Genomic DNA, 26,857 nt, shown 5'->3' with positions numbered 1-26,857 from the left:
GCTACTGTTTACCTCTGATAGAGCGAATCCATGTCACTACAGCAAATGTTGCAACAAATTCTGCAAAGCGGCCAAGGCGCGCTGAAACAGGGCCAAGGTCAGTTGAATTCTTCCGGACTGGGGAAAAAACTGAGTGAGCAGGCCAGCGGTTTTGGCGGCGGCGCCGTAGTTGGCGGCGTTCTGGGCGTACTGCTGGGCAACAAAAAATTCCGCAAAATGGGCGGCTCCATGGCTGCCTATGGGGGAGCAGCCGCGCTGGGCGCGCTGGCCGTCAAAGTCTATCAAAACTGGCAGGAACAGAATGCGGGTAAGCAAGCGACACCCGCGCCAGTGCAAGCTGTTCCGGCCGCGCCGCTACCAGTGGCAGCCACTGGGCAAGCCGACACGCACGCCATGGTCATCCTGGCCGCCCTGGTGTCCGCTGCCAAGGCAGATGGTCATATTGGTGATGCCGAGCGTGAACTGATCGATGCAGAGATCAACAAGATGCCCGCCCCCGAGCAGGCCCGTCACTGGTTCTCGCAAGAACTGCACAAACCTGTCGATCCTCAGGCCATTGCCCAATTGGCTCAGACCCCCGAGATGTCGGCCGAAATTTATCTGACCAGCGCTCTGGTGATTGATGAACAAAGCTATATGGAACGCGCCTATCTGGACGAGCTGGCACGTTTACTATCCTTGCCAGATTCCTTGCGCGAAAGTCTCGATAATCAGATACAGGCTTTGCCTCAATCTTGAACCGGCAGCGGGGACTGACCGATCCGGCCACTCCCACCCTGACTGCCTATTTTCAACCCAGGGCTACCCCATCCGGTAGCCCAATGACTCATCAAGGAAACCACCCATGACAAAAACCCTCAAGTTGACGATTGGTTCACTGGCCTTAATGGGTCTGGCCGCCTGTGCGGCTCCAAACAGCAGCAATACCGCCCCTTCCGAGCGCCAGATGGACAAAGAAAACTCTTTACAGGCTTACCACTGGCGCCTGTTTGCGACCGCCGACAAAAGTGGCCAGCAAGCCCCTGGCATAACGGGTGCAAACGGAGAGCCAGTTACCCTGAATTTCACCGACAACATGATGTCAGTAGACAATCTGTGCAATGTTCTGGGTAGCGGCTACACCATCAAGGGCTCCAAGATCACGTTTACCTCGCCCGTGAGCACGATGAAAATGTGTTCAGACCCCGAGCTGATGCGCAATGAGCAGGCCGTGGGCAAACTGCTTCCGACGGCAACAGATTGGAGCATGGCCAAGGCGGATTCCGCCCCGGACAACCCCGCCCCCGTTCTGACCCTGAACTTCAAGGACGGTACCAAATGGCGCCTGAAGGGTGAACCGACAGCTTCCACCCGTTACGGCAGCGAACCCACCCGCGTGTTTCTGGAAGTGGCGGCTCAGCGCGAGGCATGTTCACACCCCATGATGCCAAACTATCAGTGCCTGAAAGTACGAGAAATTCAATATAACGATGCAGGCGTCAAAACCCATACCGGTGAATGGATGTATTACTACGGTGATATCGAAGGCTACACCCATACCCCTGGCGTGCGTAACGTACTGCGCATCAATCGGTATGAACTAAAGAATGTGCCCGCCGACGCCTCATCCAAGGCCGACGTGCTGGACATGGTCGTGGAGTCTGAGCAAGTCAGCCAGTAAGGGGCTCGCCCCGACTGAACGAGCCAGAAATCGGTTCACCTGCCCCAAGGCTGGAGTTTGCTTCGGCCTTGGGGTTTATTGTTGAGGCAGCTTCGGAACTTGTGATGGAGCGGCATGCTTAGACCCAGACCCATTCCCCTGGGTCTGACAACGTTATGCGCATGAGCCACAAATAGTTACTCACTGCTATGCTTTGAACCTAGTCAGCGCCCCCGCCCGTCCGTAGTATGGAATGACCGGATAACATTTTTCACCTCCCTATTTATCCGGTTTGGGGCCTTGCATCATGCGAGGCTTTTTTTTATGCCACAGACACGCCCCCTATGGGCTACTTCAAGGGTCCGTAAAAAATAAAAAATGCCCCCGCACCAATCAACGTAAAGCCCAGCAGATGGTTGAGTGTGAAGCTCTCTTTGAGATACAGCACCGAAAACACGACAAAGACCAGCAAGGTAATCACCTCCTGCATGGTCTTTAACTGGGCTGCGCTATAGACGGTGTGTCCTAAACGATTAGCCGGTACTGCCAGGCAGTACTCCACCAGGGCAATGCCCCAACTGATCAGCACCACTTTAAGCAGGGGGCTGTTGGGATACTTCAAATGCCCATACCAGGCAATCGTCATGAACACATTGGAGACGACCAACATCAAGATAGGAAGGATCTTAGCCATGATGGACACAAAAAAGTAAAAACGGCCGGTGCCGCGACCCCAGCAGTGTAGCGTCACATTCAGACAGCGGATATGGGGATAATCAGGCAGCCCTATTCGCAAGCCGAAAGACTTTTGTTCAACCTACTCTTTTTTTGCACCATGCTTTCTCTTGAACAACTGGGCCCGCGCATCTGCATATTGGGCCCCTCCAATAGCGGCAAATCCACCCTGGCTAAAGCCATCGAACGCAAGCTTGCACTTCCCGCCATCCACCTGGATCCGCTCTACCACCTGCCGCACACGGACTGGGTACCGCGACCCGACGCTGAATTTGCCGCCTTACATGCTGCCGCAATTGCGCGGGAACAATGGGTGATGGACGGCAATTACACACGCTACCTAGCCCCTCGTCTGGAACGGGCCACCGGTTTTATCGTGCTGGAAATATCCACGGCAGCTAGTTTGCTGCGCTATTTTCGGCGCACCCTGTTGGAACGTAAACGACAGGGTGCGCTGCCAGGTAGCAAAGACCGTCTGAAATGGGACATGATCCGACACATCGCCATTGTCACCCCGCCCAATCGCCATAAATACCTGACTGTTTTCGAGAAAAGCAGTTTAGCTAAAGTCAGGCTGCGCAACCCGCGCGAACTGAGCTTGTTTTATCAGGCTAACGGCTTGGAGCGTTAAGGAGATGACATCACTTCGATTCGAGCACACGATGGATGACCCAAGCTAGCAATCGGGTTAAGGCGGGGGAGAGAGGGCCAGACAAAGCACAGACAGAGCATGGGTTTGCATTTCGCCACCCTACTTGTAAGCCCATAAAGGGCCTAGCGTTTTTTCAACTGCTGATCGACCTGCTCCATCCATGCCTGATCACACGGCACGGGGGTTTCAGCTATCTGGCCATACAAACGGAAATGGACTACATTGCACCATTCCTGCGAGGCGTAATCCGGCCCATGTCCCTGGCCATCGGACACGGCCAGTTGACGATCCACCTTTTCCAGCCAGGCGTAACTGCCCACCTTCTCAGTGGGTACGGCACTTTGGCAAGCGGCCAACAAAAATGCGGGAACAAGCATTAAGATTCGCATGAGCTCATCCATGAATAAAAATCTGCTTTATCGCAGAGCATAACAATCATTACTGTATCCGTGTCCTGCCAACCGCCATTGCCAGGGCAAAAAACGGACTTCCAGCGAGAGACAAGTATGAAGTGGCTATTCTTGTGCCTGATCCTGACCCTACTCCCTCTTGATACGCAGGCAAGAAACACCCCTTGTTCGGGAAAAAAAGGCGGCATTTCTCATTGCGAAGGGGAAGTCTTTGTTTGTCGCGATGGCTCAGCCAGCGCCAGCAAACGGTCTTGCCCAGCGTACACAGGTACTGCAGCAAGCAACACCAGGCCCGCCCCTCAAACCCTGCGCTCCACCAGCAGTTGCCCCTGCTCCAGCCAGACTTATTGCACAGGACCGCGAGGCGGACACTATTGCGAAACCAGCACGGGCAGCAAACGATATCAGCGCAAATAGCGCAGCAAACGCGGCACCGTTTACTAGCAATTGCCTTTTTTCGCTTGGCCAGGCGGGCAGTGACGTTGTCCATAGCCGCCATAGCCATCGGGATCGACAATGACAGAGCCTCTGGGCGTATAGACGGCACAGGCAGATAAAATAGCCGTCAAGGTCACGGCCACAAGAAGGGTTCTCATAATTTTATTTCCCCGGGTGAAAGACGCGCTCATTGTGCTACAAGGATCGACAACAAGGTGCTACCAATCGCGAGAAAATACTGTTCATTTTACAAACAGTTGAAAGTCCGGCTCGACAACTGGCCACGCTAGGCACAAACAAGGACTTTATGTAATAATTGCGGACTTGTTGCCCCTCTAGCTCATGCTTGGTTAGAGCAGCGGACTCATAATCCGTTGGTGCCGTGTTCGACTCACGGGGGGGGCACCAAATAACTTGCGGGTTTCATGAGAATTTGGAATCTCGCGCAAAATAATAGTGGGGGAAAATTTGACGCCCTCGCCGGTAGCCCGCCATCGCGCGGGCTTTTTTGTTGGTACTCGCTCGCTCTGGACAAAAAAAGGGGCCAGGCAAGGCCTGACCCATAGGAAACGTGAACGCGGCACGGGTTCTGTCAGAACGGCGCCAGATGACGTGCTCATCGAGTAGGTTTCGTGTGTTTGGCAGGCGTGTGGCTGGTGGGTTTATGAGCGGCACGAGCCGCGGTCGCCTTGGGAGCCTCCGGAGCTTTGGCCTTGGGGGCCGTCGTCGTGGCAGTATGGGCGGGGGCATGGGGCATGGGCGCTGGCTTTTGGGCCATTGCGCTTGTACCGGCCAAGGCACCCGTCACGCTTATCAGTGCAGTACAAATCAATGTCGAGCGTTTCATGATAAAGCTCCTTGAGTAGGAAAGTCAGGCTTGTTCATACAAGCCTGGCCTTATTATGAGCACCACTATCTGAACCTGTTCTGAGATTTTCATTCAGACTGCGTTCATGAAAAACAGGGTAACGTCGTCGGTATGCAGGCCCCACAGGCTCAGGCCCCGATATTCTCGCACCACTACCTGCCGGGCTTGGCACCCAGTGCTCCTTCAAACCCCGCTCCCATCTGGTTCAGCGCCCATTCCGGCCCTGGCCGGAGGCACTGAAAACCTCATAAAAGCCTTATTTATCCCTTGGCACCAACGAGGAATGGTGACTGACAATTAACCACTGCTTGCCATCCCATTGGTAGGTATAGGTGTAGCGCGCTTTGACGTCCTCGCCGCTATTTCCCATATGGAAGGTATAGGAGCCCGAATCCACGGCCATGTTGCAGCCCAAGGTAATTTGCCTTTCGGTGACCTTACCCTGCGGTCGAGCGGCCAAGAAATGCTCAAAATAGTCTTCTTTCTCTGCGCGGCTGATACGGTTCACCCCAGACAAAGTTGGCAGCAAAATCGAACGCTCTGCGTAATTCTCAAGCACTTCCTCGGGCTGGCCGGTTTGCAGCGACGTGTTCCAGCGCTCAAACAAGGCGGCAACACTGGCCTCGTCAATCGGCGCGCAACGTTCACTGGTCTGGACAGCCGCATGCCGCTCCTGACGGGGTTGAGTCGTACAGGCCGTCAGTGCCACAACCCCTAGTAAGACTATGATTTTTTTACTCATTTACTTGTCCTCCCTGTCGTTTTTGTGAGTTTGATAGTAGCACTGCCCCCTGATAGGCAGCGTTTAAATTCACTCGGATCTGGCTCGCCGAAACTCAAGGAGGTCAAGGCCTGTCATGGTCAGGCCGATCCCCGTGGCCGGCATCACATCAGCCTGCCGGGTACGTTTCAGCGTCTCCTTTCCTTTGTGTAAGCACACCCGGAACAATGTTAAATATTGTTTTATAAGCCACTCCTTAGCCACCTCATCATTAAAATTCCGTCTCTTTGCATAAACAGAAGGGGAAGTTGATGATGTCTCGTATCGGAACATTGGCCGCAATGCTGGCCCTCGCTGGTCTGACAGCGGGCTGCCAAACCATGGACATGGGCGGCATGGTAGGCGCTGGCAGCAAGGCCGTGCAGGCATTCAGTCTGTCCGATCAGGAAGTGATCGCCTTGTCTGATCAATCTTGCCAACAAATGGACGCTGAACATAAAGTGGCCAGTGCCAACAGCAAGTACAACCAGCGCCTGCAACGTGTCGTCAAGCCGCTGACGAAACCGTTAAATGGCCAAACCCCGAGCTTCAAGGTCTACCAGACCCAGGAAGTCAACGCATGGGCCATGGCCAATGGCTGCATCCGCGTCTACGCGGGTCTGATGGACCAAATGAATGACGATGAACTGCGCGGCGTCATCGGCCACGAAATGGGCCACGTGGAACTGGGCCACAGCAAGAAAGCCATGCAAACAGCCTACAGCCTGTCCGCGGCTCGTGATGCGGCCGCCGCCACAGGCAACACCTTGGTGACTCAATTGAACGCCAGCCAGCTGGGCGAGCTGTCTGAAGCTTTTCTGAACGCACAGTTTTCCCAATCGCAAGAGTCCGATGCAGACGACTACTCGTTTGAACTGCTCAGCGAGCGCCAGCTCAAGACCCAAGGGCTGGTGACGGCATTTGAAAAACTGGCTGCCCTGGACGGCGGACAAAGCAGCGTCATGAGCTCTCACCCTGGCTCCAAGGAGCGTGCCCAACGTATGCAGCAGCGTATTGACGCAGCCCAATAAGCCGCTTTAAGGTGATCTGACATCTCGCCCTGACCCGTCCGCTTTTGCGGGCGGGTTTTTTGATACCGGGCTCCGTTACGTTTGGTCGCTGCCATTGCTCTAAAGCCACCGCTGCTTTCAGGTATGCTTGTGCCATTGTTCGATCTTGGCAGTAACGCCCTTGAAAAAGACTTCCTTTTCGAAAAACACCTGCCCTTGCGGCAACCCCAAACCCTACGAAACCTGCTGTGGTCCCTGGCACCAAGGCCCTCTCTATTTGCAAGCCCCGGATGCCGCTGCTTTGATGCGCTCGCGTTACAGCGCTTTCGTACGCGACGACCTGGACTACCTGCTGGCCACTTGGCATAGTTCCACCCGCCCGCACTCGCTTGAGCCCAATGCGGAAGGTTTGCAATGGCTGGGGCTGGAAGTGCGCCGTCATGAGCGCATTTCCGACACGCACGCTCTTGTGGAGTTTGTCGCCCGCAATCGGCTGCACGGACGGGCTAACCGTCTGCACGAGGTCAGCCGCTTTGTGCTGGAGCAGGGGCAATGGTTTTACGTGGACGGTGAGTTCTCATGAACCCGTCCCGCAAGCCGGGCCACCCACAGCAGGTACACGGGTCCAGCCTGCCCCTGTCGTTGCTCTTGCACGCCGACCCCAGCCCGCGTCTGATCGAGACATATCGACACACACCCCATGCCTGGCGTATCGACGATCAGGAGCACACGGCTGCGGCCGCCATTGTGCAGCCCCAGAATGCTCAGAGCTGGGAGTTGATGAATATCGCGGTAGCGCCGTCGCATCAGGGCCGGGGTCTGGGTGCGCAACTGTTATCGACTGTCATTGATTATGTACGTGCTCAGGGTGCCCATACGCTCACTGTTGCCACTGGGACCATCGGGTATCCGCTGTTTTTCTATCAGCGCGCCGGCTTTCGGGTCGTGGCGGTAGAACCTGATTACTTCCTACGCTATTACGACGAGGCTCTTTTTGAGGATGGTTTGCAGCACAAGGACCGTCTGATCCTGAGCCTTGCCTTGAAATAAAGAACGGCCTGTCGCTGTCACCTCTCCCTGATTGATATGCTGAGCACTTTAAGTAATTTTGCAGAGCAAGCCACGGCGCTGATCAGCGCCAACCCCCAATGGGTTGCCCCCGCCGTATTTGCCCTGTGTCTGATCGAATCCCTGCCCTTTTTGGCTTTGGTCATACCAGGCACCGCCATTCTTCTGTCCGTCGGCGCCTTGGTCGGTGCCGGTGAAATGAGCTTGCTGCCGGTTTGGTTATCCGTCACCTTGGGGGCTGGTGTGGGCAACGCCATCTCCTTTTACCTGGGCCAGCGTTACGGCGGCAACCTGTTCCATTTTGAATGGGCGCGCAAGCGTTTACATCTGTATGCCAAGGCACAAGCGTTTTTTGCCCGCTGGGGATGGTTTAGTATTGTGGCTTGCCGCTTTATCGGCCCCTTGCGCTCGACCGTGCCCCTGATTGCCGGCACCTGCTCCATGTCGCCCCTCAGCTTTCATATTTCTTCCTGGGCCTCGGCCGCGCTGTGGGCCAGTGTGCTGCTTTTGCCCGGCTGGCTCAGTTTTCAACCCTGATTTTCAATGACTCCCGCCAGCCTCGCCTACTTGCATTTGTGCTTCGCGATTATTTTTGAGATCATCGCGACCAGCTTGTTGCAGCGCTCTGAGCAATTCACCCGTCTGATGCCCAGCGCCTTTACCATTCTGTTTTACGCCGCTGCCTTTTATTTTCTGTCCCTAAGCCTGCGGGTAATGCCCGTGGGCGTGGCCTACGCCATCTGGAGCGGCGTCGGTATTGTGCTGATTTCCTTGATTGGCTGGGTGTTCTTTAAGCAGAAACTGGATTTGGCCGCTATGATTGGCATCGCCTTTATTGTGGTGGGCGTCTTGATCGTGAACCTGTTCTCTGAAACCGTCGGCCACTGATTTTACTGAAACACAATGATTGCCTTGATTCAACGAGTACGGCGGGCCCAGGTCGATATTGACGGCCAGACTGTCGCAAAAATCGGTGCCGGCATGGCGGTTCTGGTCTGTGCAGAGCACGGGGACACCAGTGAGCAGGCCGCGCGTTTGCTGGACAAACTACTGGCTCTACGCATCTTTTCAGATGAGCAGGGCAAGATGAACCTGAATCTGCTGCAAGCCGGGGGGCAACTGCTGCTGGTGAGCCAGTTCACCTTGGCCGCCGATACACGCAAAGGCAACCGCCCCGGTTTTAGCCGCGCCGCGCCACCGGCCATCAGCCAGCCGCTGTTCGATGAACTGGTGGCGATGGCTCGCGTGCGCGTGCCCGATACACAGTGCGGTGTGTTTGGCGCCGACATGCAGTTGAGCCTGATCAATGATGGCCCGGTCACCATTCCCTTGCATATCATCCCCGAGACCCGCCCAAGCTGACATTTGCCTTAAAGAAACTCCCTCCCTATAATTGCGCAGGGTGTTTTGCTGGCATGGTGCAGCAGGGCAGGTTAAATGCTTACGCAGGGTCGGGCCGCCTTGTGGAGAATTGCCGACCATGTCTCACCCCTCTTCCGGCGCGCCTTTACCGCGCGCCCATGTCCTGACCCGCCAACTACAGGCCCAACTTCAGCGTCTTTTGCACATTGAAGCCCTAGGCGGCGTCATCTTGCTGATGGCCGCCGCTGTCGCCCTGATCTGGGCCAACTCCCCGTTTGCTGACAGTTACTCGGCCTTATGGCATACCCAAATCACCCTGGAGCTGGGTAGCTGGCGTTTTTCGCAAGATCTGCATTTTTGGGTCAACGATATCTTAATGACCCTGTTCTTTCTAGTGGTCGGGATGGAGATCCGTCGTGAGATCCATGACGGGGCCTTGTCCGACTGGCGCTCGGCCATGCTGCCAATCTGCGCCGCCCTATCTGCCATCACCCTGCCCGCACTCATTTATGCGGCAATGAACCCCGAGCCGCAGGTTCTGATGGGCTGGGCTATTCCAACCGCCACCGATATTGCCTTTGCAGTAGGCGTATTGGCTCTGCTGGGTCGCTCCCTGCCCCCCAGCCTGCGCGTCTTTTTGCTGGCTCTGGCCATCATTGATGATCTGGTCGCCATTCTGATCATCGCCTTCTTCTACTCGGGTGGGCTGGACTACAGCGCTTTCCTGATCGCCGCCGTGGGCATTGCGGCAGTGCTGGGCTTACAGAAAATGGGAATAGGTTCGGCCTGGGCCTATGTGCTTCCTGGCGCCATTCTCTGGTTTGGGCTCTTGAAAACGGGTGCTCACCCCACGTTGGCCGGCGTTGTTCTAGGCATGATGAGCCCGGTGCGCACGCTGCCACTGCCGCGCAAGGCTCGCCATCTGAATCTGGAGCTGGCGACCAAGCTGGAGAGCCAGCATGACACACAGGAAATCATGCATACGCTGCAAAAAATGCAACTTGCTCAACGTGAGATCCTGCCCCCTGTGCAGCGTATTCCCGCGCTGCTGCATCCGTGGGTGGCCTTTATCATCATGCCGGTTTTCGCCCTGGCCAATGCCGGTGTCAGCCTGAACGGTTTAGACCTGAATGCAGCCGGTGCACATAGTGCTCTGTTTGGTGTGGCGATTGCCTTGATTGTGGGCAAGCCGCTGGGCGTCTTGCTGGGAACCTGGCTGCCTGTACGCTTGGGGCTATGCACTCTGCCAGCCGGCATGAGCTGGGCCGGCGTCACCCTGATTGGTTTGCTGGCCGGTATTGGCTTTACCATGTCGATCTTTGTTGCCAACCTCGCGTTTGCAGAGCCCGTTTTGCTGGATGCGGCCAAGCTGGGCGTGCTGTGCGGCTCCTTAGCCTCAGCTGTGCTGGGTCTGCTGTGGGGACTGATGGTACGTCGCCGTTATCAACGCTCAGCCGCTGAGCCGGTATACAGTCAGGCGTAAAACACACAGGCCCACGCAAGCGTGGGCCTGTCTGCCGCTTGATCAGGCAGCTTAATCAATCGTGAGAATTCGCTCATTCAAAATACGACGACAATCCATTTCGTATTCCAGATCCTTGACCGGAGGTCGTGCCAAGTGCCAGCCCAGACCATGATTGATCGCGCCGCGCTGGGCCAGCTCACTGGCCATGAAAGGATGCAGATTATGCACGGTGTAAGCATGAGTGGCCGTCGTATCGGCCCACTCATGACCCAGCACTTCCAGGCGACGCTCCATTTCATCGAGCACCCACTGGGCCTTTTTTAACAGGCCTTCGAGCGAGACGTCCTGATACGCCACAATGCTCTCTATGTAATCGTCCGGGGTTTCGGGAACCTCGCAACTGCCGGCGATCACAAAGGTGGCCTCTTCAATATCGGTTTCCACCGTGTAGCTGAAGGCATAAAAGCTGGGCTCGGCCGGAGCCCCCACCAAAGGCGACACATTGCTGCGTGCAACCGGATTATGTTTGCCTTTGAGCAAACCCCACTCTTTCAGGGTTTCCAGGTACAACTCATTGAATTTATTGAAGTCACTGTCGCTGACAGGCTCAGGCGAACGCAATTCACACGCGCACAAAGCCGTCAAAGGACGTTCTTCGGCTTCCAGCACGGCCTGAATCAAATCAAAACCCTCTTTCAGAGGGACGGGCGCGGAGAACACGACCCGACAGATCTCATAGCCGGGCTGAGCGGCGACCCCGCCCGAAAAGCGATTCACGCCAGTCGGAATGAAGCGGTAGTTGCCTTTATCAAAATTAATTGCGGTGCTCATGGTGGTTCCTGGTCTTGTAGCGGACAAAATCGCCGTGTCCTGAACTTATCCTTTGAGTACAGGGGGCGAGAGCGGGCACTATAGCATCGCCGGCACCATAAAAAAGCCCGCGAACCGGGTCGGCGGGCTTTTTTACATTCAAGATACGCGTTTACCGAACGATAGTGATTGTCTTGACATCCACTTCATTGGTGCCAACGATGGCCTTGTCCATCTCGCCAACGATCTCGACGGTTGTGTTAGCATCCACCGGCTCTTGGGGGAAAATCTTGTCATCGATCTCGACCTGAATTTCGCCGGTTTCATCGGCAAAAAGATACGTTTCATCGGACAGTTTGCGCAGCAGTTTGCCCCGCAAGGCGACCGGATCATCGTCCTTGGCGTTGTTCACAAGCTGTTCAACTTTAGTGAATGTTTTCTGGCTGGAGGGACCCACATATTGCGCTTGAGCCATTGGAATAACGGCTCCGCCCATCAATACCGTGATTGTCAGGGCTGTCAGTTTGGCCTTCATGTCCATAAGATGCTCCACTGGTTAACACTATTCGTATCCTAGCACCATTCTGGCCCAGGACAATCAATCCTGGCAGATCGTTACAAGAACCCCGCGCCCAACAGTCACCACGCCAAGCCACGACATTCCGTACTTGCACGTCCACTGGAGTATTGCATGCCCAAGCATCCATCTATTGACCTACTTGGCCCCCCCACTCCGATTGCCGATATTGTCCTGGCCTTGAACCAGCTCGAGCGCGGCCCCGCCCTGCTCGCTGCCCAGGAGCTGGACAATGAGCGACTGCAGGCTTTGCTGGAACGACCCGAACTGCGCTGGGCCAGCGCCATTGCGATGGAGCTGCGTCGGCCAGAACGCCTGCCTGTTCTGGAAACACTGGCTGAAGACCGCATGGCCGACCTGCTGCAAGACCTGGACCCGCAGGATCAGGAGCAGATTCTGAGCCGTTTGAGCCAGCCCACCCGTACCTCCGTCATGCGGCTGATGTACTACCCCGCCGATACGGCCGGCGGCATCATGACCACGGAGTTTCTGCAGGTTCCCATGAGCTGGAACGTCGCCCAGACCCTACAGTACATCCGGGAGGTGGAAAGCACGCGCGAGACGGTCTATGCCATTTACGTCGTCAATGACAAGCAGCAGCTCCAATTTGTGGTGCCTTTGCGCAAGCTGGTGTGTGCTGCGCCCCAAGCGGCCCTGACCGATCTGTGGAGCGGTGACAGCCCCATCACGGTGCAGGCACTCACTGACAAGGAGGCTGTGGCCCAGCTTATTCGGCGACACGACTTTCTGGCTATTCCGGTGGTCGACGAGGCTCAGGTCATCATCGGCATTGTGACGGTAGATGATGTCATTGACGCCTTGATGGACGAAGCCGATGAGGACATGAACCGGTTTGGCGGCGCCGAGCATATAGGCAAACCCTATTTGCAGGCCGGCTTCAGCACCATGATCCGCAAGCGGGGGGGCTGGCTGGCCATTTTATTCCTGGGCGAAATGCTCACCGCCAGCGCCATGCAGTATTACGAAATACAGTTGGAAAAGGCTGTGGTGCTGGCCATGTTCATTCCCCTGATCATGAGTTCAGGAGGAAACTCCGGCTCGCAGGCCACGTCCTTGCTGATTCGGGGCCTGGCGCTCGGTGAGGTGCGGGTACGAGACTGGTGGCGTGTGCTATTGCGCGAGCTGCCGGTCGGTCTGGTGCTGGGCACCCTGCTTGGGGCCATCGGCTTTGTGCGTATTGAAGTCTGGCAACATCTGGGCTTGTACGATTACGGCGAACACTCCTTGCTGATTGCCTTTACGATCTGGCTGGCTCTGGTGGGCATTGTGACCTTTGGCTCCTGCATTGGCTCCATGCTGCCCTTTATCTTGCAACGCGTCGGTTTTGACCCGGCCAGCGCCTCGGCTCCCCTGGTTGCCACCTTGGTGGATGTGCTCGGGCTGGTCATTTACTTTTCAGTAGCGGCGCTGCTGCTGACCGGAACCTTGCTTTAAACATGAATATTTTTCGTCAATCCATGTAAAAAGCTGCACAGTAAGAGACAAACTCGGTAACCTATCCGGGTTTCATCGTTACATTCCCTCTTGCTATGCAGAGGGAGCCTGACACATTTCGTCTAACTTGCCCCCGTGGGCCGCTTCGGACATCAGCACCTATGCGGATACTCGACCAGTTCTTCATCAGTGCGGACCCCATGGCTCCCTTGTTGGTTGGCAGCTATAACAGTGGCCTGGTCATCCTGTCCCTGCTGGTTGCCATCTTTTCGTCGGGCATGGCTCTGCATACCGCGCATATTGCCCGCATGGCCGATTTGCGTCTGCATCGCCAGATCGCCATTTGCACAGGCGCCATTGCCCTGGGCGGTGGCATCTGGACCATGCACTTTATCGGCATGCTGGCCTTCGAGCTCTGTACCAGCGTGCATTATGATCCGGCCATCACCATGTTGTCGGTGCTGCCCAGCGTAGGCGCGTCCTGGGTGGCCCTGCAGATTCTCTCGCAAGCCCGTGTCCAGCGCTCGCACCTGATTATCGGCGGGGTTCTGGTGGGGCTGGGCATCGGCACCATGCATTACAGCGGCATGGCCGCCATGCGCATGGCTCCCCTGCTGCGCTATGAACCCGTCACGTTCTTCCTGTCGATAGGCGTCGCAGTCATTCTGGCCACCCTGGCTTTGTGGATACGCTTTCGCCTGCACCGTACGCGCCTGACCTTGCTGCAGCGCGTGGTCATCAGTGGCATCGTCTTGGGGCTGGCCATCTCTGGCATGCACTACACCGGCATGGCGGCGGCCCGTTTTATCGGTCAGACTACCCCGCCCGATGACCTGATCATCTTCAACAGCACCTTTGCCTCCATGGTGCTGTCCACGTTCACCATTACCGTAACGGTGCTGGTGGCCGCCGCCAATGGCTTGCTGCGCTACCGTCAACTGTTCCTGAAAATGGAAGAGAGTGAATCGCATAACCGCGCGATTGTAGATACGGCCATTGACGGCATCATCACGATCAGCAGCAACGGCACTATTCTGGATTTCAACCATTCGGCAGAGCGTCTGTTTGGCTGGAAAGCGGGTGAAGTATTGGGGCGTAACGTCAATATGCTCATGCCCGAACCAGACCGCTCTCGCCATGACAGCTATTTGTCCAATTATCTGCGCAGCAATGACCCTAAAGTGATCGGCGTAGGCCGCGATGTCACCGGCTTGCGCAAGGATGGCAGCCTGATGCCCATGCGGCTGGCGGTGGGTCGGGTGCGTCAGCCGGGGGACCCCATTTTTGTCGGCTTTGTGACCGATATGAGCCGCTACAACGCCTTGACGGAATCCTTGCGTCAAAGCGCGGAGAAAGCCGAGCAGGCAGCCCAGGCCAAGAGCGCCTTCCTGGCCAATATGAGCCACGAAATACGGACTCCGCTCAATGCGATTATTGGGTTTAGCGACTTGATGCTCAACGACGCGCTCACTGCCCAACAGAGCAAACACCTGAACATTATCAATCAGTCAGCGCGCTCCTTGCTAGCCTTGCTCAACGATATTCTGGACACCACCAAACTGGAGCGGGGCTCGGTCGAACTGGAACAGGTGGACTTTTCTCTGATCGACCTGTGCCAGCAGGTCGTCGCTTCTTTACGCTTGGCGGCCGATGCCAAGAACCTGGAGTTCCGTCTGAGCTGTGCGCCCGAGCTGCACCCTTTTTACAAGGGCGACCCGATGCGCATCCAGCAGGTACTCAACAATCTGATCGGCAATGCCATCAAATTTACTCAAAGTGGTGCAGTGCGGGTCGAGGTCAACCCCGAGCCCGGACGCAATGCAGTCTCCATCCGTGTCACCGACACCGGCATCGGCATGAGTCCTGAGCAGTTGCGTCATGTATTTACCCCTTTCACTCAGGCCGACGTTTCCATCAGCCGTCGCTTTGGCGGCACGGGCCTGGGCGTGTCCATCGCCCGCCAGTTGGTGGACCTGATGGGCGGCACGCTGGAGGTTCAAAGCACCCTGGGTGTGGGCAGCGTCTTTGAAGTCCGCATCCCCCTGGAGCCGGGCAACGAACCCTGCCTGAGCCCGGAAAACCAAGCCGTGCCCCACCTGCCCCCCCTGCGAATTCTGGTAGCCGATGACATCAACCTTAATCAGGAACTGCTGACCCTGACGCTTGAACAGCACGGCCATTCGGTCACCGCCACCGACAGCGGCCACAAGGTGCTGGAGCTGCTGGACAAAGAAGACTTTGACGTCGTTTTACTAGACGTTCACATGCCTGAACTGGACGGACTGGAGACCGCCCGTCGATGGCGCGAACAGGAACGTCGTGAAGCACGCCTGCCTTTACCGCTGATTGCGCTGACAGCCAGTGTCATGGAGTCCGATCGCCACGCTGCACAGGAAGCCGGCATCAACGGCTTTGCCACCAAACCGCTGGACCTGCCTGCCTTGATGCAGGAAATTGCACGAGTCATGGGCCTGGCCACAACCAGCTCACCAGACGACAGCGTCGAGCCCCAGAAAAGCGGCCTGATCGACTGGGACCTGGGTCTGAGCCTGTGGGGCTCGCCAGTGCGTTTGCGCCGTGCGCTGCTTAGTTTCTTGTCGGATCTGCATACCCGCTACCCACTCGATGAGATCAAACAGGCTTCACCAAACTGGGAAGTTGTCTTGGGCAGTCTGCATGGTATTCGCGGCACGGCAGGCAATCTGGGCCTGCCACAGGTTTCCTTACTGAGCGCCGAGCTGGAAGAAAAAATCCGTCGTGGCCAGACGCGCCAGATGCGCGGACGCATCGAGCAGTTGCAGGACATGTTCAACCGCATTGCCCAGGAGCTCAGCCACCATGGTCCACCGGCCCCCTATACAGATTCACAAGCAGGCGTGGTACACAGCCCCGACGTGGTGTTGAATTACCTGCACATTCTGCATAGCAGCGTGCAACTCAATGAGCTCGATGAGCCTGCCTTGCAGGCGATCTGTCAGTACCTGGAAAGTACCGGACAAAGCGAGACGCTGAATAATCTGAATAAAACCATTGATTTGTTTGACTTTGTGCAGGCAAGCAGCATCTTGACTGCGCTAATCACGGAATTGAATGCCAGCCTGGCCAAGGATCCGCCACGCCATGAATGAATTTAGCTCGCCACGCCAGACACTGTTGCTCATTGATGACGAGCCGGCCAATCTGCAGATTCTGCGCCACACCCTGCAGCAGGACTTCCGCCTGCTCTTTGCCAAAGAAGGCGCCAAGGCGCTGGAACTGGCTCAACGCGATGTGCCCGACCTGATTTTGCTCGATATCATGATGCCGCAGCTCTCGGGCTACGACGTGTGTCGGACCTTGAAAGCCGACCCCAGAACCCGCCATATACCCATTATCTTTGTCACGGCACTCTCGCAACCCCACGATGAGCAAATGGGCCTGGACCTGGGCGCAGTGGACTATATCTCCAAGCCCTTTAACCCGGCCATTCTCAAAGCACGCATACGCAATCACCTGTCCCTGGTACAGATGCAGGAGCTAAGCGACAGCCGTCTGCAAATCATTCGTTGTCTGGGTACGGCCGCCGAGTACAAAGACAACGAAGTTGGCCGGCATGTGATCCGCATGAGCCATTACACCCGCATTCTGGCCCACTGGCTGGGGTATTCCAACGAAGCGGCCGACGAGATGCTGCATGCTGCGCCCATGCACGATATAGGCAAAATCGGCATCCCTGATTCCATTTTGCAAAAACCGGGCAAACTGACCCCCGAAGAATGGGACATCATGCGCACGCATACCCTGATTGGCGCGCGCATTATCGGCCAGCATTCACATGGTCTGCTCAAGCTGGCTCGCACTATTGCCCTGTATCATCACGAAAAATGGGATGGCAGCGGCTACCCCTACGGCTTGAAAGGCGAGAACATTCCCCTGCCTGCCCGCATCGTAGCTGTTGCAGATGTATTTGATGCACTGGCCAGCGAGCGGCCCTATAAAAAAGCCTGGAGTGTGGAGACATGCGTCAGCTATCTGCGTGAGCAGTCCGGTCAGCACTTTGATCCTCAACTGATTGCGCTGCTGGATAAGTGCCTGCCCGAAATGCTGCACATCAAAGAAAAATGGGCGGATGAACCGCAGCACACCACACCCTAGAACACCCAGCCCTCACTAACACGACCCTGACACCCTGGGCACCAGGCCACCGACCTTCTCTGACGTGAAATCCAACGTGCGTGCCCGGACAGGTAACGACGAGCAAAAGCGCGCCGACTAGGTCTGTACCGGATATCAGCGATAGCCTGCACGCCGACAGCCCCGAACTGTCGGCGCCTCAGCTTGGCGAGCTTGTCTTACAATACCGTCTTTCTCACCTATCGCTCGCTTTTCCATGGCCGCATTGCGTATTCGCCAGGTCCGACTTCACAAAAAACTGTCATTGCGCAAGCTGGCCGAGCTGGCGCAAGTCTCCCCTGGCCTGATCAGCCAGGTAGAGCGAGGTCTGACCCAACCCAGCCTGGACACCTTGCGCCAAATCGCCCGCGCACTGGATACGCCCCTGTTTTCCCTCCTGGAAGACGATGTGGAACAAGTGGCCGTGGTGCGTAAGAACGAACGCATGAGCATTCAGTCCGCCTCTGGCGTGCAATACCAGCGGGTGTCGCCGGGCTTTGGCAGTATTGAAATGCTGGCGGGCTTTTTACCGCCGGGCGGCAGCTCGGTTGGGCAGCGCTGGAGCCACCCTGCCGAAGAATGTGTGCTGGTCACCGAAGGCCAGTTACTGGTTGATGTCGGGGATGATCAACACTGCTTGCAAACAGGCGATAGCTGTTACTTCAATTCCAGTCTGCCTCACGCCTATCGCAATCCTTACGAGCAGGATGTGCGTTTTATTGTAGCGATCACCCCGCCCAGCTATTGAGCGCGAGGATCAGCCCCCGCGGTGCAACTGGGCCTGGATCAGATCCAGTTCGGTTTCGTGGCAACGCTGCAAACGCAACCACCGATTTTCATCCATATCCGTAGCGCGTGTGGCCAGCAGGATCAAGATGCAGGTCTGCTCATCCAGCGCCTGCACCATGGCGCTGATGCGCGGCGTACGTTGTATCGCGCTGCCCACCCAATAGCGGATCAGGCCTTGCTCAGCAAGAACCTCGACGCTGACGTGCGTCTGCCCACCATCAAACAAGGAAGTGCCCACCACCAGCCCAGGCCCCACACCTTGCGTATTCAAGCATCCTAAAGACCAGCGCCCCAATGCATCCAGATCGGCCATATAGTCCATTACGACCTTGGCTGATCGCTCGATACGACGGCTGGCCTGATGCGCCCAAGTTTGACTATCCATAGCCCTTCCTCCTTTACCAGCCGGCTTGCAAGGTGTCGCACAAGCGCAGCACATCCTGCTCGGTGCAGACATTGCCGGGGGACAGGCGCAAAACGCCATCACGCTGATCGCAATACAGTTCCTGCTCGCGCAACCGATCAACCATGGCCTGCGCACGCTGGGCACTGCTGGCACGCAACATGATGCTGCCGCCACGTTCACTTTCGGCCAAAGGCGTCAGCACCGGCCACTTGGCCTTGGCGGCGCGATCCAGCAAGATAGCCGTCAATGCCCGGTTTTGTTCCAGCAATTTTTCCACGCCGGTTTCCAGCACGAAACGCAGGCCGGGTAACGAGGCAATACTGCCCAAAACAGCCGGTGTGCCATGGTCGAAACGACGCGCACCGTCAGCATAGCTGAACTGGTCCAGATTCCAGTTAAAGGGATTTTCCTGGCTGAACCAGCCACGAAACTCGGGCTCGCACTGCTCGATCAAATCCGCACGCACGTGCAAAAGGCTGGCTCCCGACACACCACAAGCCCACTTCAAGGAAGCAGACAAGGTAAAGGCGACGCCTTCATGCACGGTAAACGGCACCAGACCGGCCGCTTGCGTCAAATCCAGCGCCATCAGGCTGCCATGCTCTGTCGCACACTGCGCCATACGGTCCACATTGACGCGGTGCGAGGAGGTAGAGCTGACCCAGGTCACCAGGGCCAGGCCCACGTTGTCATCCCAGGCATGGATGAAATCATCATCGGTCACATAGGACAGACCGGCGCTCAAAGGCACGGTGCGCAAGGTGAAACCCAGACGCAGGGCCAGCTTTTGCAGCAGGAAATGCAGGCTGGGAAAGCAATCGGCCGCCACCAGCACAGTACGTCCTTTCAGCACGTGCGCTGGCAAGGAGCCCAGAATGCTGTACAGGCCGCCGGTCACGTTTTCACTAAGCGCAATATCGTTGGAGTCAGCGCCAATCAGGCTGGCCCAGGCATCCATGAAAGCCTGTTTCTGGCCCAAGGCGTAGCCCCACTGCGCATCATCCGGTGCCGACCAGACCTGACTGAACTGATCCAGCTCGGCACGCATGGCGGCTTCCTTGCCCTCGAACATGCCAATGGAGTGATACAGAAAATACCCAGACATCGTTTACATCCTTGAAAATCAATCAGCCAATTGGCGACCCGAGGTTTCTTGCACCGTGCTCAAGGCAACCATCCCGATCAATGCCACCACCATCACATAGAACGCAGGTGCCATGCTCGAACCAGTCAGACCTGTCAGCCAGGAGGCGACAAAAGGGGCCGTCGCTCCACCCAGAATGGTGGCGATGTTAAAGCCCAGCGACACACCGCTGTAGCGCACTCGGGTAGGAAACAATTCGGCATACAGGGGGTAACCCACGGCCTGGACCACAATGAACGGCAGAATGGACACGGCCACCGCAATGACGGCCAGCGGGAAGCTGCCCCAGGAGGCCACCCACATCGTCAAGGGAACCAGCACCAGATAACCGAGCAGGCCAATCGTCAGCAAGGGCTTGCGACCGAAACGGTCAGACAGGCTGCCGGCAAAAGGCATGATGAAGGCCGAGCACAAGGTGACCAGGGAAATCAGCCAGAACACCGCGGTGCCGTCGTATTTCAGGGTATGGATCAAATGGGTGCTCAGATACACCACGCCAACATAGCCGGCCGCATTCTGGGCAAAGCCAATGGCGATCACCTGCAATAAGGGGCGACGGTAATCACGCACAATCAGGGACAAGGGCGAATGCTCAGGGTGATGGCGCTTGAGCATCTCTTTAAATCGCGGTGAATCCTCAATACGCGAGCGAGCCCAGACACACAACACGATCAGGGGAATGGACAACAAAAAGGGGATCCGCCAGCCCCACTCCAGCATGGCGTCCTTGCCGACGATACTGGTGACCAGGCCCGCCACCCCCGTAGCCAGGGACAGACCCAGAGTCGCCGCGGCCGGATTGAATGCGCCGAAAAAACCGCGTTTGCCCACTGGCGAGCATTCCGCCACATAGGTGGCGGCCCCGGTAATCTCTCCCCCGGCAAAAAAACCCTGCAGTAAACGGCACAACAGCAACAAGGCGGGAGCAGCCAGCCCCAAGGTGGCATAGGTCGGCAGCATGCCCATCAAGGCGCTGGCGACCCCAATGCCCACAATTGTGAACATCAGAGCAGCGGTACGGCCATGCTTGTCACCAAACCAGCCAAAAAAGATGCCCCCCAAGGGGCGGGCCAGAAAGGCGCCGCCAAATACGGCCAGCGTGGACAGCAAAGCAGCGCTTTCATCACCCGTCTGGAAAAACAGCACGCTAAGCGTCACGGCCAACACGCCATAGAGCTGAAAATCGTAGTATTCGATCATGGTGCCCAAGCCGGCTGCACTGGCAGCACGCCAGGGCGAAACGGGGGCCGGACCCTGAAGGGGCTGTTGCTTACTCATGTCTCATCCATCCTGATGCGCGTCACGCGCTTTTTTGTTTAGTGTGGCTAAACAAATTATACGGATGAATATTTCAGCTTTCAATCACTGGGAAAACCCTAGAAATCTGGCTCTTGCGCCCTGTCTTTATCCATGGCCTGTTGCACCCAGCGCTGTGCAGGGTGCAAGGTAATGCCCTGCTGGCGCAGGCGACGCAAGATCTCCAGCATCAGGTTGCTCCGGACCCGGCGCTGTACCCGCATGCTGTTGATGAAACAGCGCATGCTAAAAGCCAAACCATCGCCAAAAATCCCGTCACACGACAGGACGGGGGCCGGCTCGTCCAGAATTTCCGGTTCGGACATGACGGCTTCACGCAGAATCTGCATGATGGCATCCGCATCCACATCCAGCGGGAACAGCAGCCGGGACTCAATCGCCCCCAGGGAGCTAGGGGTGTAGGTCAGATTGCGAACCTGCTGACCCATCATCTGAGAGTTGGGAACCATCACCATCGTGCGATCAAAACGTTCCACATAGGTGGCCCGCAGGCGAATCTGGCGCACATTGCCTTCACTGCCCTGTACTTCCACCCAATCCCCCACTTTCACGGGGCGCTCGACCATCAGCATCAGACCCGACGCGATATTTTGCACAATGCCGCGCAAACCAAAACCCAGGCCCACCGTCAGGGCGGTGAAAACCCAGGTTACGGACTCAATCGGCACCCCCAGCATAGACAGGCAGATCACCAGCAGAACAAAATAGGCGATATATCCCACCACACCGACAATCGCATTTTGCAGGCCGGGCTCCAGCGTGGTGTTAGGCATGTAGCGCTGACGCAGCCAGACCCGCAAGCAGTGGATCAGGACCGCACCCACCAACATGACGCCCAAGGCAATCAGCCACAAATCCAGGCGCCACTGCACAGCGCCCAGTCGCAGGACATCGCGTGAAACGCCCAGGCCGGACTCCAGCATCTGTTTGGGTTCGTTCAACCAGTCCCCACTACCCATCCAGATGGCCAGACCCAGCACGGTCATACGCGCGAGCGCAAAGAAGACCACAACGAGCTGGCTTTGCACGCGAATCGGCGCCGCTTCCGGGTCACGACTGCGATTGCGCAGATAGGCCAGCAAGGAATCGGACATGTCCTGCAAACAGACCATGAACACATAGGCAAGCAGACCCAACACCAGCGGCATCGTCATGAAATGAGTCATCAAATCATCAGACAGGACTTGCCAGCCGCCAATAAACAAGCCCAAGACCAGAACATAAACCACGACAGCGCCTTTAAAGGCCAGACGTGCCCAACTGCGCCCCGTGCGAACCGCGCTTTGCCCCTGTATCTCGGTACGATCAAACAGCTCATCGCGCATGACCCACAAGCCATAGGCATACAACAGCAGATAGAGCACACTGCTCACCCCATCGAGCAGGGCCTGAAACGCATCCGACACGCCGATGGAACCGCGAAAGAAGCTCTCCGCCACATCCAGATAGGCGACCAGAAAAAAAGCGTAGGCAAAATAACGCAAGCGACCTTGGGTTTGGGCCGACACGGGTATCAAGCGCCAGGAAGAGCGAGGCTGTATGACAATGCCCTTGATCGATGCCAGCACTACCGCGGCAAGCCATGCCGCCAAGTTGAGATAGGCCAGCAGTTCGTACTGTATGGTGGACAGGCCAGGCCGCTCCATCACCAACTCAACCAGTTGATCGACCAGAACCCAGCTGAGAATAAACCACAGAAAAAAATTGACGATCGTCAGACTGGATCGACGTAAACGTCCGGCTGGCAGGTAACGACTGATCCAAATGGGCGTCATGCGAAACAGGACCATCCCCAGCATCAAAACAGCAGCCACCAGCCACAAGGAGGCGCTGCTTTGCTGCCAACTGCTGTTTTTCCAGGTTTGCCGCCACTGCCCGGCCAGATCGGACAGCTTCTGACGATCCTCGGGCCAAGCCGCCCTTAGCTCGGGCAAACTTTCCAGCAAAACCAAGGAGGGACTGCGTTGCCAGCGTTTTTCTTTGGCATAACGAGCTGTCGCCTCATGCAGCAACTGACGGGTCTGTTGAGACTCCAACTGCACCAGGCGGGCGACACGCAAGTCCGCGCGCAAGGCGGCATCCGCACGTCGCAGGCGCATACGCTCATTGTGCAGTGTGAGTTGATCGGCCTCATCGCCGGCGTCCTCGCCCAACTCCTGAAGACGGGCCTGCAACAAGCGACTGCGCCGCTCCAGCGATTGCACCACGCGGCTGGACAAGTCCTGCGTTCGCTGCAGTTTCTGATCCTGCTCATAACTGCGCTCAGGTCGTATCGAGGCCTGATTGCCTTCCAGGCCATACTGCATCAGGCGCAGCTCGTCCTGGGCCTGCTGCAACTCGCGCATCATCTGACGCTCTTGCTCGGACTCGGACAGGGCTTGCGCCTGAACCATCGGCACCCAGCCCACCATCAAGCTCAGCAAAACGAGCAAGACCTGCGCACATCGTCGTAGCGGCTTCATGGCTTTTGCCTCCCGGGGACCGATCTGTTTTTTTAACGTTCAATTATTGAACAAGGGATTGCCGCCCTCGGTCTGGCTGGCCACCGGCAAGGTCGGCAATACCGTCATGGTTTGAGTGTGATGCAGCGCCAGACCTTCTTTTCGCAACCCATCCAAAATATCGAACATCAGGACGCTGCGCACCCGGCCACTGACACGCGGCGAGGATACATAACAAGTGGCGGTGAACTGCAAACCGTTGGCATCAAATCCGTCCAGCGTCACTTCTGGCGCAGGATCGGCCAACACATCGCTGTAATTCTGCATCACCTCCAGCATGATAGAACGCACCCGTTTAGCGTCTGTGTCAATGGGCATATTGATCTTGACCTTCACCACACCCAAGGGGTTGCTCAAGGTCACATTGCGCACGGTCTTGGTGATGAACTCCGAGTTCGGCACAATCAGGGTCGAGCGGTCGAACATCTCAATTTCCGTGGCCCGCGCATTGATCTTGCGCACATTGCCCTCCACGCCGTTCAAACTGACCCAATCGCCAATCTTGATGGGACGTTCAGCCAGCAGGATCAACCCCGACACGAAGTTCTGCACGACTGCCTGCAGGCCAAAACCAATCCCCACCGACAAGGCAGAGATCACCCAAGCCATCCGCTCCAGGCCAATGCCCAAGGAAGAAATGGCCGTGGCCACCACCACAAAATAGCCCACATAGCTGAACAGATTCGCGGTCGAGACCCGCATTCCAGGGTCAATACGGGTGGCAGGCAAAAGCTGGTTAGCTACCCAGCGCTGCAGGGCTTTGACAAACAACACACCCAATACCAGAATCATCCCGGCCAGCAGCACGGAACTGGGCTTGAGCTGAACCTGCCCCAACGAAAAACCCGTGACCAAAAAGCCCAAACGGCGTTGCAGCCACTGCGTGGGGTCTTCGCCAAACGGTAGCAATACAAGGGTAACGGCCATAATGATCAGGCACAGGCGCAGCGCCCCCGACAGAACAATCACGATCTGGCTGCTGCCCCGCACCTGGGCGCTGGTCCACTCGTTGGAGGCCCGCTTTTCCTTGAACTGCAGCAACAGGCTCTGGCCAATATCGGCAATCAGCGCCACCAGCACATAGCAGGTACAAATGACCAGACTCAGCCACAGGACTTCCTGCACAATCAGACTGCTCAACGCGATGTACCCGAGCAAGAAGGCGATCATTCCCAGCCCGATCACCACTCCCAGAGTGATGGGAATGGCACGCAGCCAGGTCGACCCTTGTTGTACCGGGACGGTTTTCTGCGGGTCGTCACCCTCTTGAGGCACAGGGGGCTTTTCGCGCCCTTGACTCAAATTCCAGGCGGCGATGGCAATAAAAATGCTCAGGGTCAGCGTATTGAAGCTGTTGACCAGCAAGGTGGTACTCAGCGTCGCATTGACCAGCCCCAACAATTGCTGTGACATCCAGGTCAGGGCCACCATTACGCCCAGCGCAAGCGGCAGCCAGGCCAGTTTCAGCGCCACATTGCTGGGGATCGGAGGCAAGCGCCAGCTAGGCCGCTGTGCGGACAGCAGCACCCGCCCCATGCCGGTCACGAAGCCGCCCAGATACAGGGCAAACACCGATTTGGACACGAAGCTGGACAAGTCGGGAGCCAGATTTCCGTTCCAATAAAACAGGCCCGCCGCCAAGGAGGCCAGAACCCCGGGCACCAGGCTATAGAGCACAATCAGGGCCGCAGCGTAGAAAGAACGCCGCAAACGTGAGGGTTTGGTATGGCTGATGGTAAAGCGCTCCAGCCCGCGCACCGCCCAGACCGCCAGACCCAGCCAAACCAGCGCCAGGCCTGCTGCTGACCACAGCACATACGTGGGCAAGTCCAAGAGCCGTTGTGCCAGATCCTTGCGCATGCGATCGACCCGGGCCAGATCGCCGGGCAGGTCGCGCGACACATTGCTCCAGAAACGCGGCGTCAAAACCGACTGTGACTGCAGGCCCAGCTCGGCCTGAAAGATCGCCCGACGCTGCTTGGACACCAAATCCAGCCCTTGGGTGGTTTCTACGCCGATCAGGCGGGCCAGCTTGATCATGCCATCCAGCTCGGTGACCGACTGCTGCAGCTGCGCCCGCTGGCGTGCGATGTCATCGGACTCGCCCGCCGGGTCGTCCACCGGCCCCAACTGATTCAAACGGGCCGTCACACTGAGCAGTTCAGGCTCCAGCCGCACGCTCATTTCCTGGGCCTGTTCCTGTGCCGCCAGCAACTGATTGCGCAAGGCGACCAGATCAGAATCTCCCAAGCCGTCCTTTTTCTGCAAACGCTGCTGCACCGTTTGCAGCGTGTCCCGCAATTCATTCAGGGATTCACTGGCCTGTGCAGGCGTCCAGGCCGCAGTCTCGGCTGCTGCAGGGATAGGGGTAACAGCCAGCACCACGGCCAGCAGCCACAAGGCCAAAAAGGCACACAGGCGCGAACAGCGAAAAGCGCGCATTAATAAAACTCCGGCTAAACAATCAGGCCACGCCCCGACAGGGATACGGGCAGCACAAACATGCACAGAATACCGAAAGAATCATCCTCTTGGCACAAAACACAGAAGGGACAAACGAAAAATCCCTCTCTCTCAACCGGCTCAGATCGCCTTGCACTGCATGCCCTACCCATTCTGCCACGGTCAACTTCGAGTCGCCCCGGACAACAGACCGCTCAGTACACGCAACCAAGCTCTAAAAACCACCCTTAAAACCAAGCGCAAAAAATATGAAACCCAAAAAAATAATCAAGGAAAATTAAAAAAATAAAAACCCATAAAACAAAAAACACTATCAATAATCATTATTTTGATTAAAAACCAAGTTATTCTTCTAGCATTTCTTAACTATAAGACGGCAAGAAAAAACACAGAACACAAGGAAACAGGCAATTAGATAGCAAACAGCAAAACGAAGATTAAAAAATTAGCCCTTAAATAATCAGGAAATATGAAATCATTTTCTTAAACACAAAGAAAGAAATCATTGCGCCCCCTCTCGAACACAGCAACGCAACCAAAATGACATTCATCGTGGTTTTTTAAGACCGTCACTTAACCTCACTCTTTTATCTGCGGTGGCAGACCGCTTCGGGAGTTGGGGGACACTGAATAATGTCGATATCACCTAGGGCGGAATGAACCGGTTCCATCCAGATGTAGCGGCCCTGACTGCCTGGCTTCTTTTAAGCGCCATTCTCACGCCAAGCTGCTCAGCCAGCACCTTTCTGTTACGGCAACTCGAAAACTACCGAACCTGCCCTGACGATAGTAAAACCCAAGGCTAAAACCGGCGTATTCACATGCCCGCCCCGACC

The 26,857-nt window shown here is 56.6% G+C and carries 25 protein-coding genes and 1 tRNA gene; 15 read left to right on the top strand and 11 right to left on the bottom strand.

Features of this window, described 5'->3' with window-relative positions; all coding sequences use genetic code 11:
* Window positions 1-30 precede the first annotated feature (30 nt).
* Window positions 31-738: a tellurite resistance TerB family protein gene (locus tag FE795_RS06590; RefSeq protein ID WP_039943287.1), complete on the top strand. Its 708-nt coding sequence runs from the start codon at window positions 31-33 to the stop codon at window positions 736-738.
* A gap of 106 nt (window positions 739-844) precedes the next feature.
* The gene (locus tag FE795_RS06585) at window positions 845-1,660 is read left to right on the top strand and encodes an META and DUF4377 domain-containing protein (RefSeq protein ID WP_003801574.1); all 816 of its coding nucleotides are present in this window, start codon (window positions 845-847) and stop codon (window positions 1,658-1,660) included.
* A gap of 328 nt (window positions 1,661-1,988) precedes the next feature.
* Here FE795_RS06585 and FE795_RS06580 read toward each other — a convergent pair whose 3' ends face one another.
* Window positions 1,989-2,336 carry a DMT family protein gene (locus FE795_RS06580; protein ID WP_100214837.1) on the bottom strand — a complete coding sequence of 116 codons (348 nt, stop codon included), beginning with the start codon at window positions 2,334-2,336 and terminating at the stop codon, window positions 1,989-1,991.
* A gap of 138 nt (window positions 2,337-2,474) precedes the next feature.
* Between FE795_RS06580 and FE795_RS06575 the strand changes: the two genes are divergently transcribed.
* Window positions 2,475-3,005, top strand: coding sequence for a P-loop NTPase family protein (locus FE795_RS06575; RefSeq protein WP_219235896.1), 531 nt, complete (start codon window positions 2,475-2,477; stop codon window positions 3,003-3,005).
* A gap of 143 nt (window positions 3,006-3,148) precedes the next feature.
* Here the strand turns inward: FE795_RS06575 and FE795_RS06570 are convergent, their stop codons facing one another.
* Window positions 3,149-3,415, bottom strand: a complete 267-nt coding sequence (locus tag FE795_RS06570; protein ID WP_100214838.1) for a hypothetical protein — start codon at window positions 3,413-3,415, stop codon at window positions 3,149-3,151.
* Between the two features lie 788 nt (window positions 3,416-4,203).
* Between FE795_RS06570 and FE795_RS06565 the strand changes: the two genes are divergently transcribed.
* Window positions 4,204-4,282, top strand: a tRNA-Ile gene (locus tag FE795_RS06565).
* Window positions 4,283-4,490: 208 nt separating this feature from the next.
* Here the strand turns inward: FE795_RS06565 and FE795_RS06560 are convergent.
* Together FE795_RS06560 and FE795_RS06555 are read right to left on the bottom strand one after the other, a co-directional pair.
* Window positions 4,491-4,721, bottom strand: a complete 231-nt coding sequence (locus FE795_RS06560) for a hypothetical protein (protein ID WP_157784345.1) — start codon at window positions 4,719-4,721, stop codon at window positions 4,491-4,493.
* 277 nt (window positions 4,722-4,998) lie between these two features.
* A complete protein-coding gene (locus FE795_RS06555; protein WP_003801612.1) occupies window positions 4,999-5,484 on the bottom strand; it encodes an SgcJ/EcaC family oxidoreductase in 486 nt (161 codons plus the stop codon).
* Between the two features lie 290 nt (window positions 5,485-5,774).
* On the opposite strand from FE795_RS06555, the gene loiP reads away from it, so the two are divergent.
* The 7 genes from loiP (at window position 5,775) to nhaA (ending at window position 10,425) form a co-directional block, all read left to right on the top strand.
* The gene (gene loiP / locus FE795_RS06550; protein ID WP_039943293.1) at window positions 5,775-6,533 is read left to right on the top strand and encodes a metalloprotease LoiP; all 759 of its coding nucleotides are present in this window, start codon (window positions 5,775-5,777) and stop codon (window positions 6,531-6,533) included.
* Between the two features lie 160 nt (window positions 6,534-6,693).
* The gene (locus tag FE795_RS06545) at window positions 6,694-7,095 is read left to right on the top strand and encodes a YchJ family protein (RefSeq protein ID WP_003801617.1); all 402 of its coding nucleotides are present in this window, start codon (window positions 6,694-6,696) and stop codon (window positions 7,093-7,095) included.
* Window positions 7,092-7,562, top strand: a complete 471-nt coding sequence (locus tag FE795_RS06540) for a GNAT family N-acetyltransferase (RefSeq protein ID WP_059317847.1) — start codon at window positions 7,092-7,094, stop codon at window positions 7,560-7,562. The genes FE795_RS06545 and FE795_RS06540 overlap by 4 nt, the downstream gene beginning before the upstream one ends.
* A 36-nt stretch (window positions 7,563-7,598) precedes the next feature.
* On the top strand, window positions 7,599-8,117 hold the full coding sequence (locus FE795_RS06535; protein ID WP_131071486.1) for a DedA family protein: 519 nt from the start codon (window positions 7,599-7,601) through the stop codon (window positions 8,115-8,117).
* A gap of 6 nt (window positions 8,118-8,123) precedes the next feature.
* Window positions 8,124-8,468, top strand: coding sequence for a DMT family transporter (locus tag FE795_RS06530; protein ID WP_003801624.1), 345 nt, complete (start codon window positions 8,124-8,126; stop codon window positions 8,466-8,468).
* A gap of 15 nt (window positions 8,469-8,483) precedes the next feature.
* Complete coding sequence (dtd, locus tag FE795_RS06525; protein WP_059317849.1) at window positions 8,484-8,942, top strand: D-aminoacyl-tRNA deacylase; 459 nt, start codon at window positions 8,484-8,486, stop codon at window positions 8,940-8,942.
* A 118-nt stretch (window positions 8,943-9,060) separates the two neighbouring features.
* Window positions 9,061-10,425 (top strand): Na+/H+ antiporter NhaA, encoded by a 1,365-nt coding sequence (gene nhaA, locus FE795_RS06520; RefSeq protein WP_059317850.1) that lies wholly within the window; start codon window positions 9,061-9,063, stop codon window positions 10,423-10,425.
* 51 nt (window positions 10,426-10,476) lie between these two features.
* Here nhaA and cnbZ read toward each other — a convergent pair whose 3' ends face one another.
* Window positions 10,477-11,238, bottom strand: coding sequence for a 2-amino-5-chloromuconate deaminase CnbZ (gene cnbZ, locus FE795_RS06515; protein WP_219235894.1), 762 nt, complete (start codon window positions 11,236-11,238; stop codon window positions 10,477-10,479).
* A gap of 151 nt (window positions 11,239-11,389) precedes the next feature.
* Window positions 11,390-11,758 (bottom strand): NirD/YgiW/YdeI family stress tolerance protein, encoded by a 369-nt coding sequence (locus FE795_RS06510; RefSeq protein WP_003801631.1) that lies wholly within the window; start codon window positions 11,756-11,758, stop codon window positions 11,390-11,392.
* A 150-nt stretch (window positions 11,759-11,908) separates the two neighbouring features.
* Here FE795_RS06510 and mgtE point away from each other — a divergent pair, with 150 nt between their 5' ends.
* The 4 genes from mgtE to FE795_RS06490 all read left to right on the top strand — a co-directional run bounded on the left by mgtE (window position 11,909) and on the right by FE795_RS06490 (window position 18,149).
* On the top strand, window positions 11,909-13,249 hold the full coding sequence (gene mgtE / locus FE795_RS06505) for a magnesium transporter (protein ID WP_003801633.1): 1,341 nt from the start codon (window positions 11,909-11,911) through the stop codon (window positions 13,247-13,249).
* 161 nt (window positions 13,250-13,410) lie between these two features.
* A complete protein-coding gene (locus FE795_RS06500; protein ID WP_059317852.1) occupies window positions 13,411-16,377 on the top strand; it encodes an MHYT domain-containing protein in 2,967 nt (988 codons plus the stop codon).
* Window positions 16,370-17,383: an HD-GYP domain-containing protein gene (locus FE795_RS06495; protein ID WP_059317853.1), complete on the top strand. Its 1,014-nt coding sequence runs from the start codon at window positions 16,370-16,372 to the stop codon at window positions 17,381-17,383. The genes FE795_RS06500 and FE795_RS06495 overlap by 8 nt, the downstream gene beginning before the upstream one ends.
* Before the next feature lie 235 nt (window positions 17,384-17,618).
* On the top strand, window positions 17,619-18,149 hold the full coding sequence (locus tag FE795_RS06490; RefSeq protein ID WP_003801641.1) for a helix-turn-helix domain-containing protein: 531 nt from the start codon (window positions 17,619-17,621) through the stop codon (window positions 18,147-18,149).
* Between the two features lie 9 nt (window positions 18,150-18,158).
* On the opposite strand, the gene FE795_RS06485 is transcribed toward FE795_RS06490, so the two are convergent.
* The 5 genes from FE795_RS06485 to FE795_RS06465 form a co-directional block, all read right to left on the bottom strand.
* Window positions 18,159-18,575, bottom strand: a complete 417-nt coding sequence (locus tag FE795_RS06485) for a hypothetical protein (RefSeq protein WP_003801643.1) — start codon at window positions 18,573-18,575, stop codon at window positions 18,159-18,161.
* A gap of 13 nt (window positions 18,576-18,588) precedes the next feature.
* Window positions 18,589-19,701 (bottom strand): aminotransferase class V-fold PLP-dependent enzyme, encoded by a 1,113-nt coding sequence (locus FE795_RS06480; RefSeq protein WP_003801645.1) that lies wholly within the window; start codon window positions 19,699-19,701, stop codon window positions 18,589-18,591.
* Between the two features lie 18 nt (window positions 19,702-19,719).
* Window positions 19,720-21,018 carry an MFS transporter gene (locus FE795_RS06475; RefSeq protein ID WP_131071480.1) on the bottom strand — a complete coding sequence of 433 codons (1,299 nt, stop codon included), beginning with the start codon at window positions 21,016-21,018 and terminating at the stop codon, window positions 19,720-19,722.
* Window positions 21,019-21,116: 98 nt separating this feature from the next.
* Entirely contained in the window at window positions 21,117-23,519 is a 2,403-nt protein-coding gene (locus FE795_RS06470; protein WP_131071479.1) for a mechanosensitive ion channel family protein, read from the bottom strand.
* Window positions 23,520-23,558: 39 nt separating this feature from the next.
* A complete protein-coding gene (locus FE795_RS06465; protein ID WP_059317857.1) occupies window positions 23,559-26,000 on the bottom strand; it encodes a DUF3772 domain-containing protein in 2,442 nt (813 codons plus the stop codon).
* Window positions 26,001-26,857: the final 857 nt, after the last annotated feature.

This window comes from Alcaligenes ammonioxydans (assembly GCF_019343455.1).
GTDB lineage: Bacteria > Pseudomonadota > Gammaproteobacteria > Burkholderiales > Burkholderiaceae_B > Alcaligenes > Alcaligenes ammonioxydans.
This window is presented reverse-complemented; position numbering and strand designations above follow the sequence as displayed.

Coding starts and splice junctions, on each gene's coding strand:
- FE795_RS06590 (WP_039943287.1), top strand. CDS start 31: ATGTCACTACAGCAAATGTTGCAACAAATTCTGCAAAGCGGCCAAGGC.
- FE795_RS06585 (WP_003801574.1), top strand. CDS start 845: ATGACAAAAACCCTCAAGTTGACGATTGGTTCACTGGCCTTAATGGGT.
- FE795_RS06575 (WP_219235896.1), top strand. CDS start 2,475: ATGCTTTCTCTTGAACAACTGGGCCCGCGCATCTGCATATTGGGCCCC.
- FE795_RS06570 (WP_100214838.1), bottom strand. CDS start 3,415: ATGCGAATCTTAATGCTTGTTCCCGCATTTTTGTTGGCCGCTTGCCAA.
- FE795_RS06560 (WP_157784345.1), bottom strand. CDS start 4,721: ATGAAACGCTCGACATTGATTTGTACTGCACTGATAAGCGTGACGGGT.
- FE795_RS06555 (WP_003801612.1), bottom strand. CDS start 5,484: ATGAGTAAAAAAATCATAGTCTTACTAGGGGTTGTGGCACTGACGGCC.
- loiP (WP_039943293.1), top strand. CDS start 5,775: ATGATGTCTCGTATCGGAACATTGGCCGCAATGCTGGCCCTCGCTGGT.
- FE795_RS06540 (WP_059317847.1), top strand. CDS start 7,092: ATGAACCCGTCCCGCAAGCCGGGCCACCCACAGCAGGTACACGGGTCC.
- FE795_RS06535 (WP_131071486.1), top strand. CDS start 7,599: ATGCTGAGCACTTTAAGTAATTTTGCAGAGCAAGCCACGGCGCTGATC.
- FE795_RS06530 (WP_003801624.1), top strand. CDS start 8,124: ATGACTCCCGCCAGCCTCGCCTACTTGCATTTGTGCTTCGCGATTATT.
- dtd (WP_059317849.1), top strand. CDS start 8,484: ATGATTGCCTTGATTCAACGAGTACGGCGGGCCCAGGTCGATATTGAC.
- nhaA (WP_059317850.1), top strand. CDS start 9,061: ATGTCTCACCCCTCTTCCGGCGCGCCTTTACCGCGCGCCCATGTCCTG.
- cnbZ (WP_219235894.1), bottom strand. CDS start 11,238: ATGAGCACCGCAATTAATTTTGATAAAGGCAACTACCGCTTCATTCCG.
- FE795_RS06510 (WP_003801631.1), bottom strand. CDS start 11,758: ATGGACATGAAGGCCAAACTGACAGCCCTGACAATCACGGTATTGATG.
- mgtE (WP_003801633.1), top strand. CDS start 11,909: ATGCCCAAGCATCCATCTATTGACCTACTTGGCCCCCCCACTCCGATT.
- FE795_RS06500 (WP_059317852.1), top strand. CDS start 13,411: ATGCGGATACTCGACCAGTTCTTCATCAGTGCGGACCCCATGGCTCCC.
- FE795_RS06495 (WP_059317853.1), top strand. CDS start 16,370: ATGAATGAATTTAGCTCGCCACGCCAGACACTGTTGCTCATTGATGAC.
- FE795_RS06490 (WP_003801641.1), top strand. CDS start 17,619: ATGGCCGCATTGCGTATTCGCCAGGTCCGACTTCACAAAAAACTGTCA.
- FE795_RS06485 (WP_003801643.1), bottom strand. CDS start 18,575: ATGGATAGTCAAACTTGGGCGCATCAGGCCAGCCGTCGTATCGAGCGA.
- FE795_RS06480 (WP_003801645.1), bottom strand. CDS start 19,701: ATGTCTGGGTATTTTCTGTATCACTCCATTGGCATGTTCGAGGGCAAG.
- FE795_RS06475 (WP_131071480.1), bottom strand. CDS start 21,018: ATGAGTAAGCAACAGCCCCTTCAGGGTCCGGCCCCCGTTTCGCCCTGG.
- FE795_RS06470 (WP_131071479.1), bottom strand. CDS start 23,519: ATGAAGCCGCTACGACGATGTGCGCAGGTCTTGCTCGTTTTGCTGAGC.
- FE795_RS06465 (WP_059317857.1), bottom strand. CDS start 26,000: ATGCGCGCTTTTCGCTGTTCGCGCCTGTGTGCCTTTTTGGCCTTGTGG.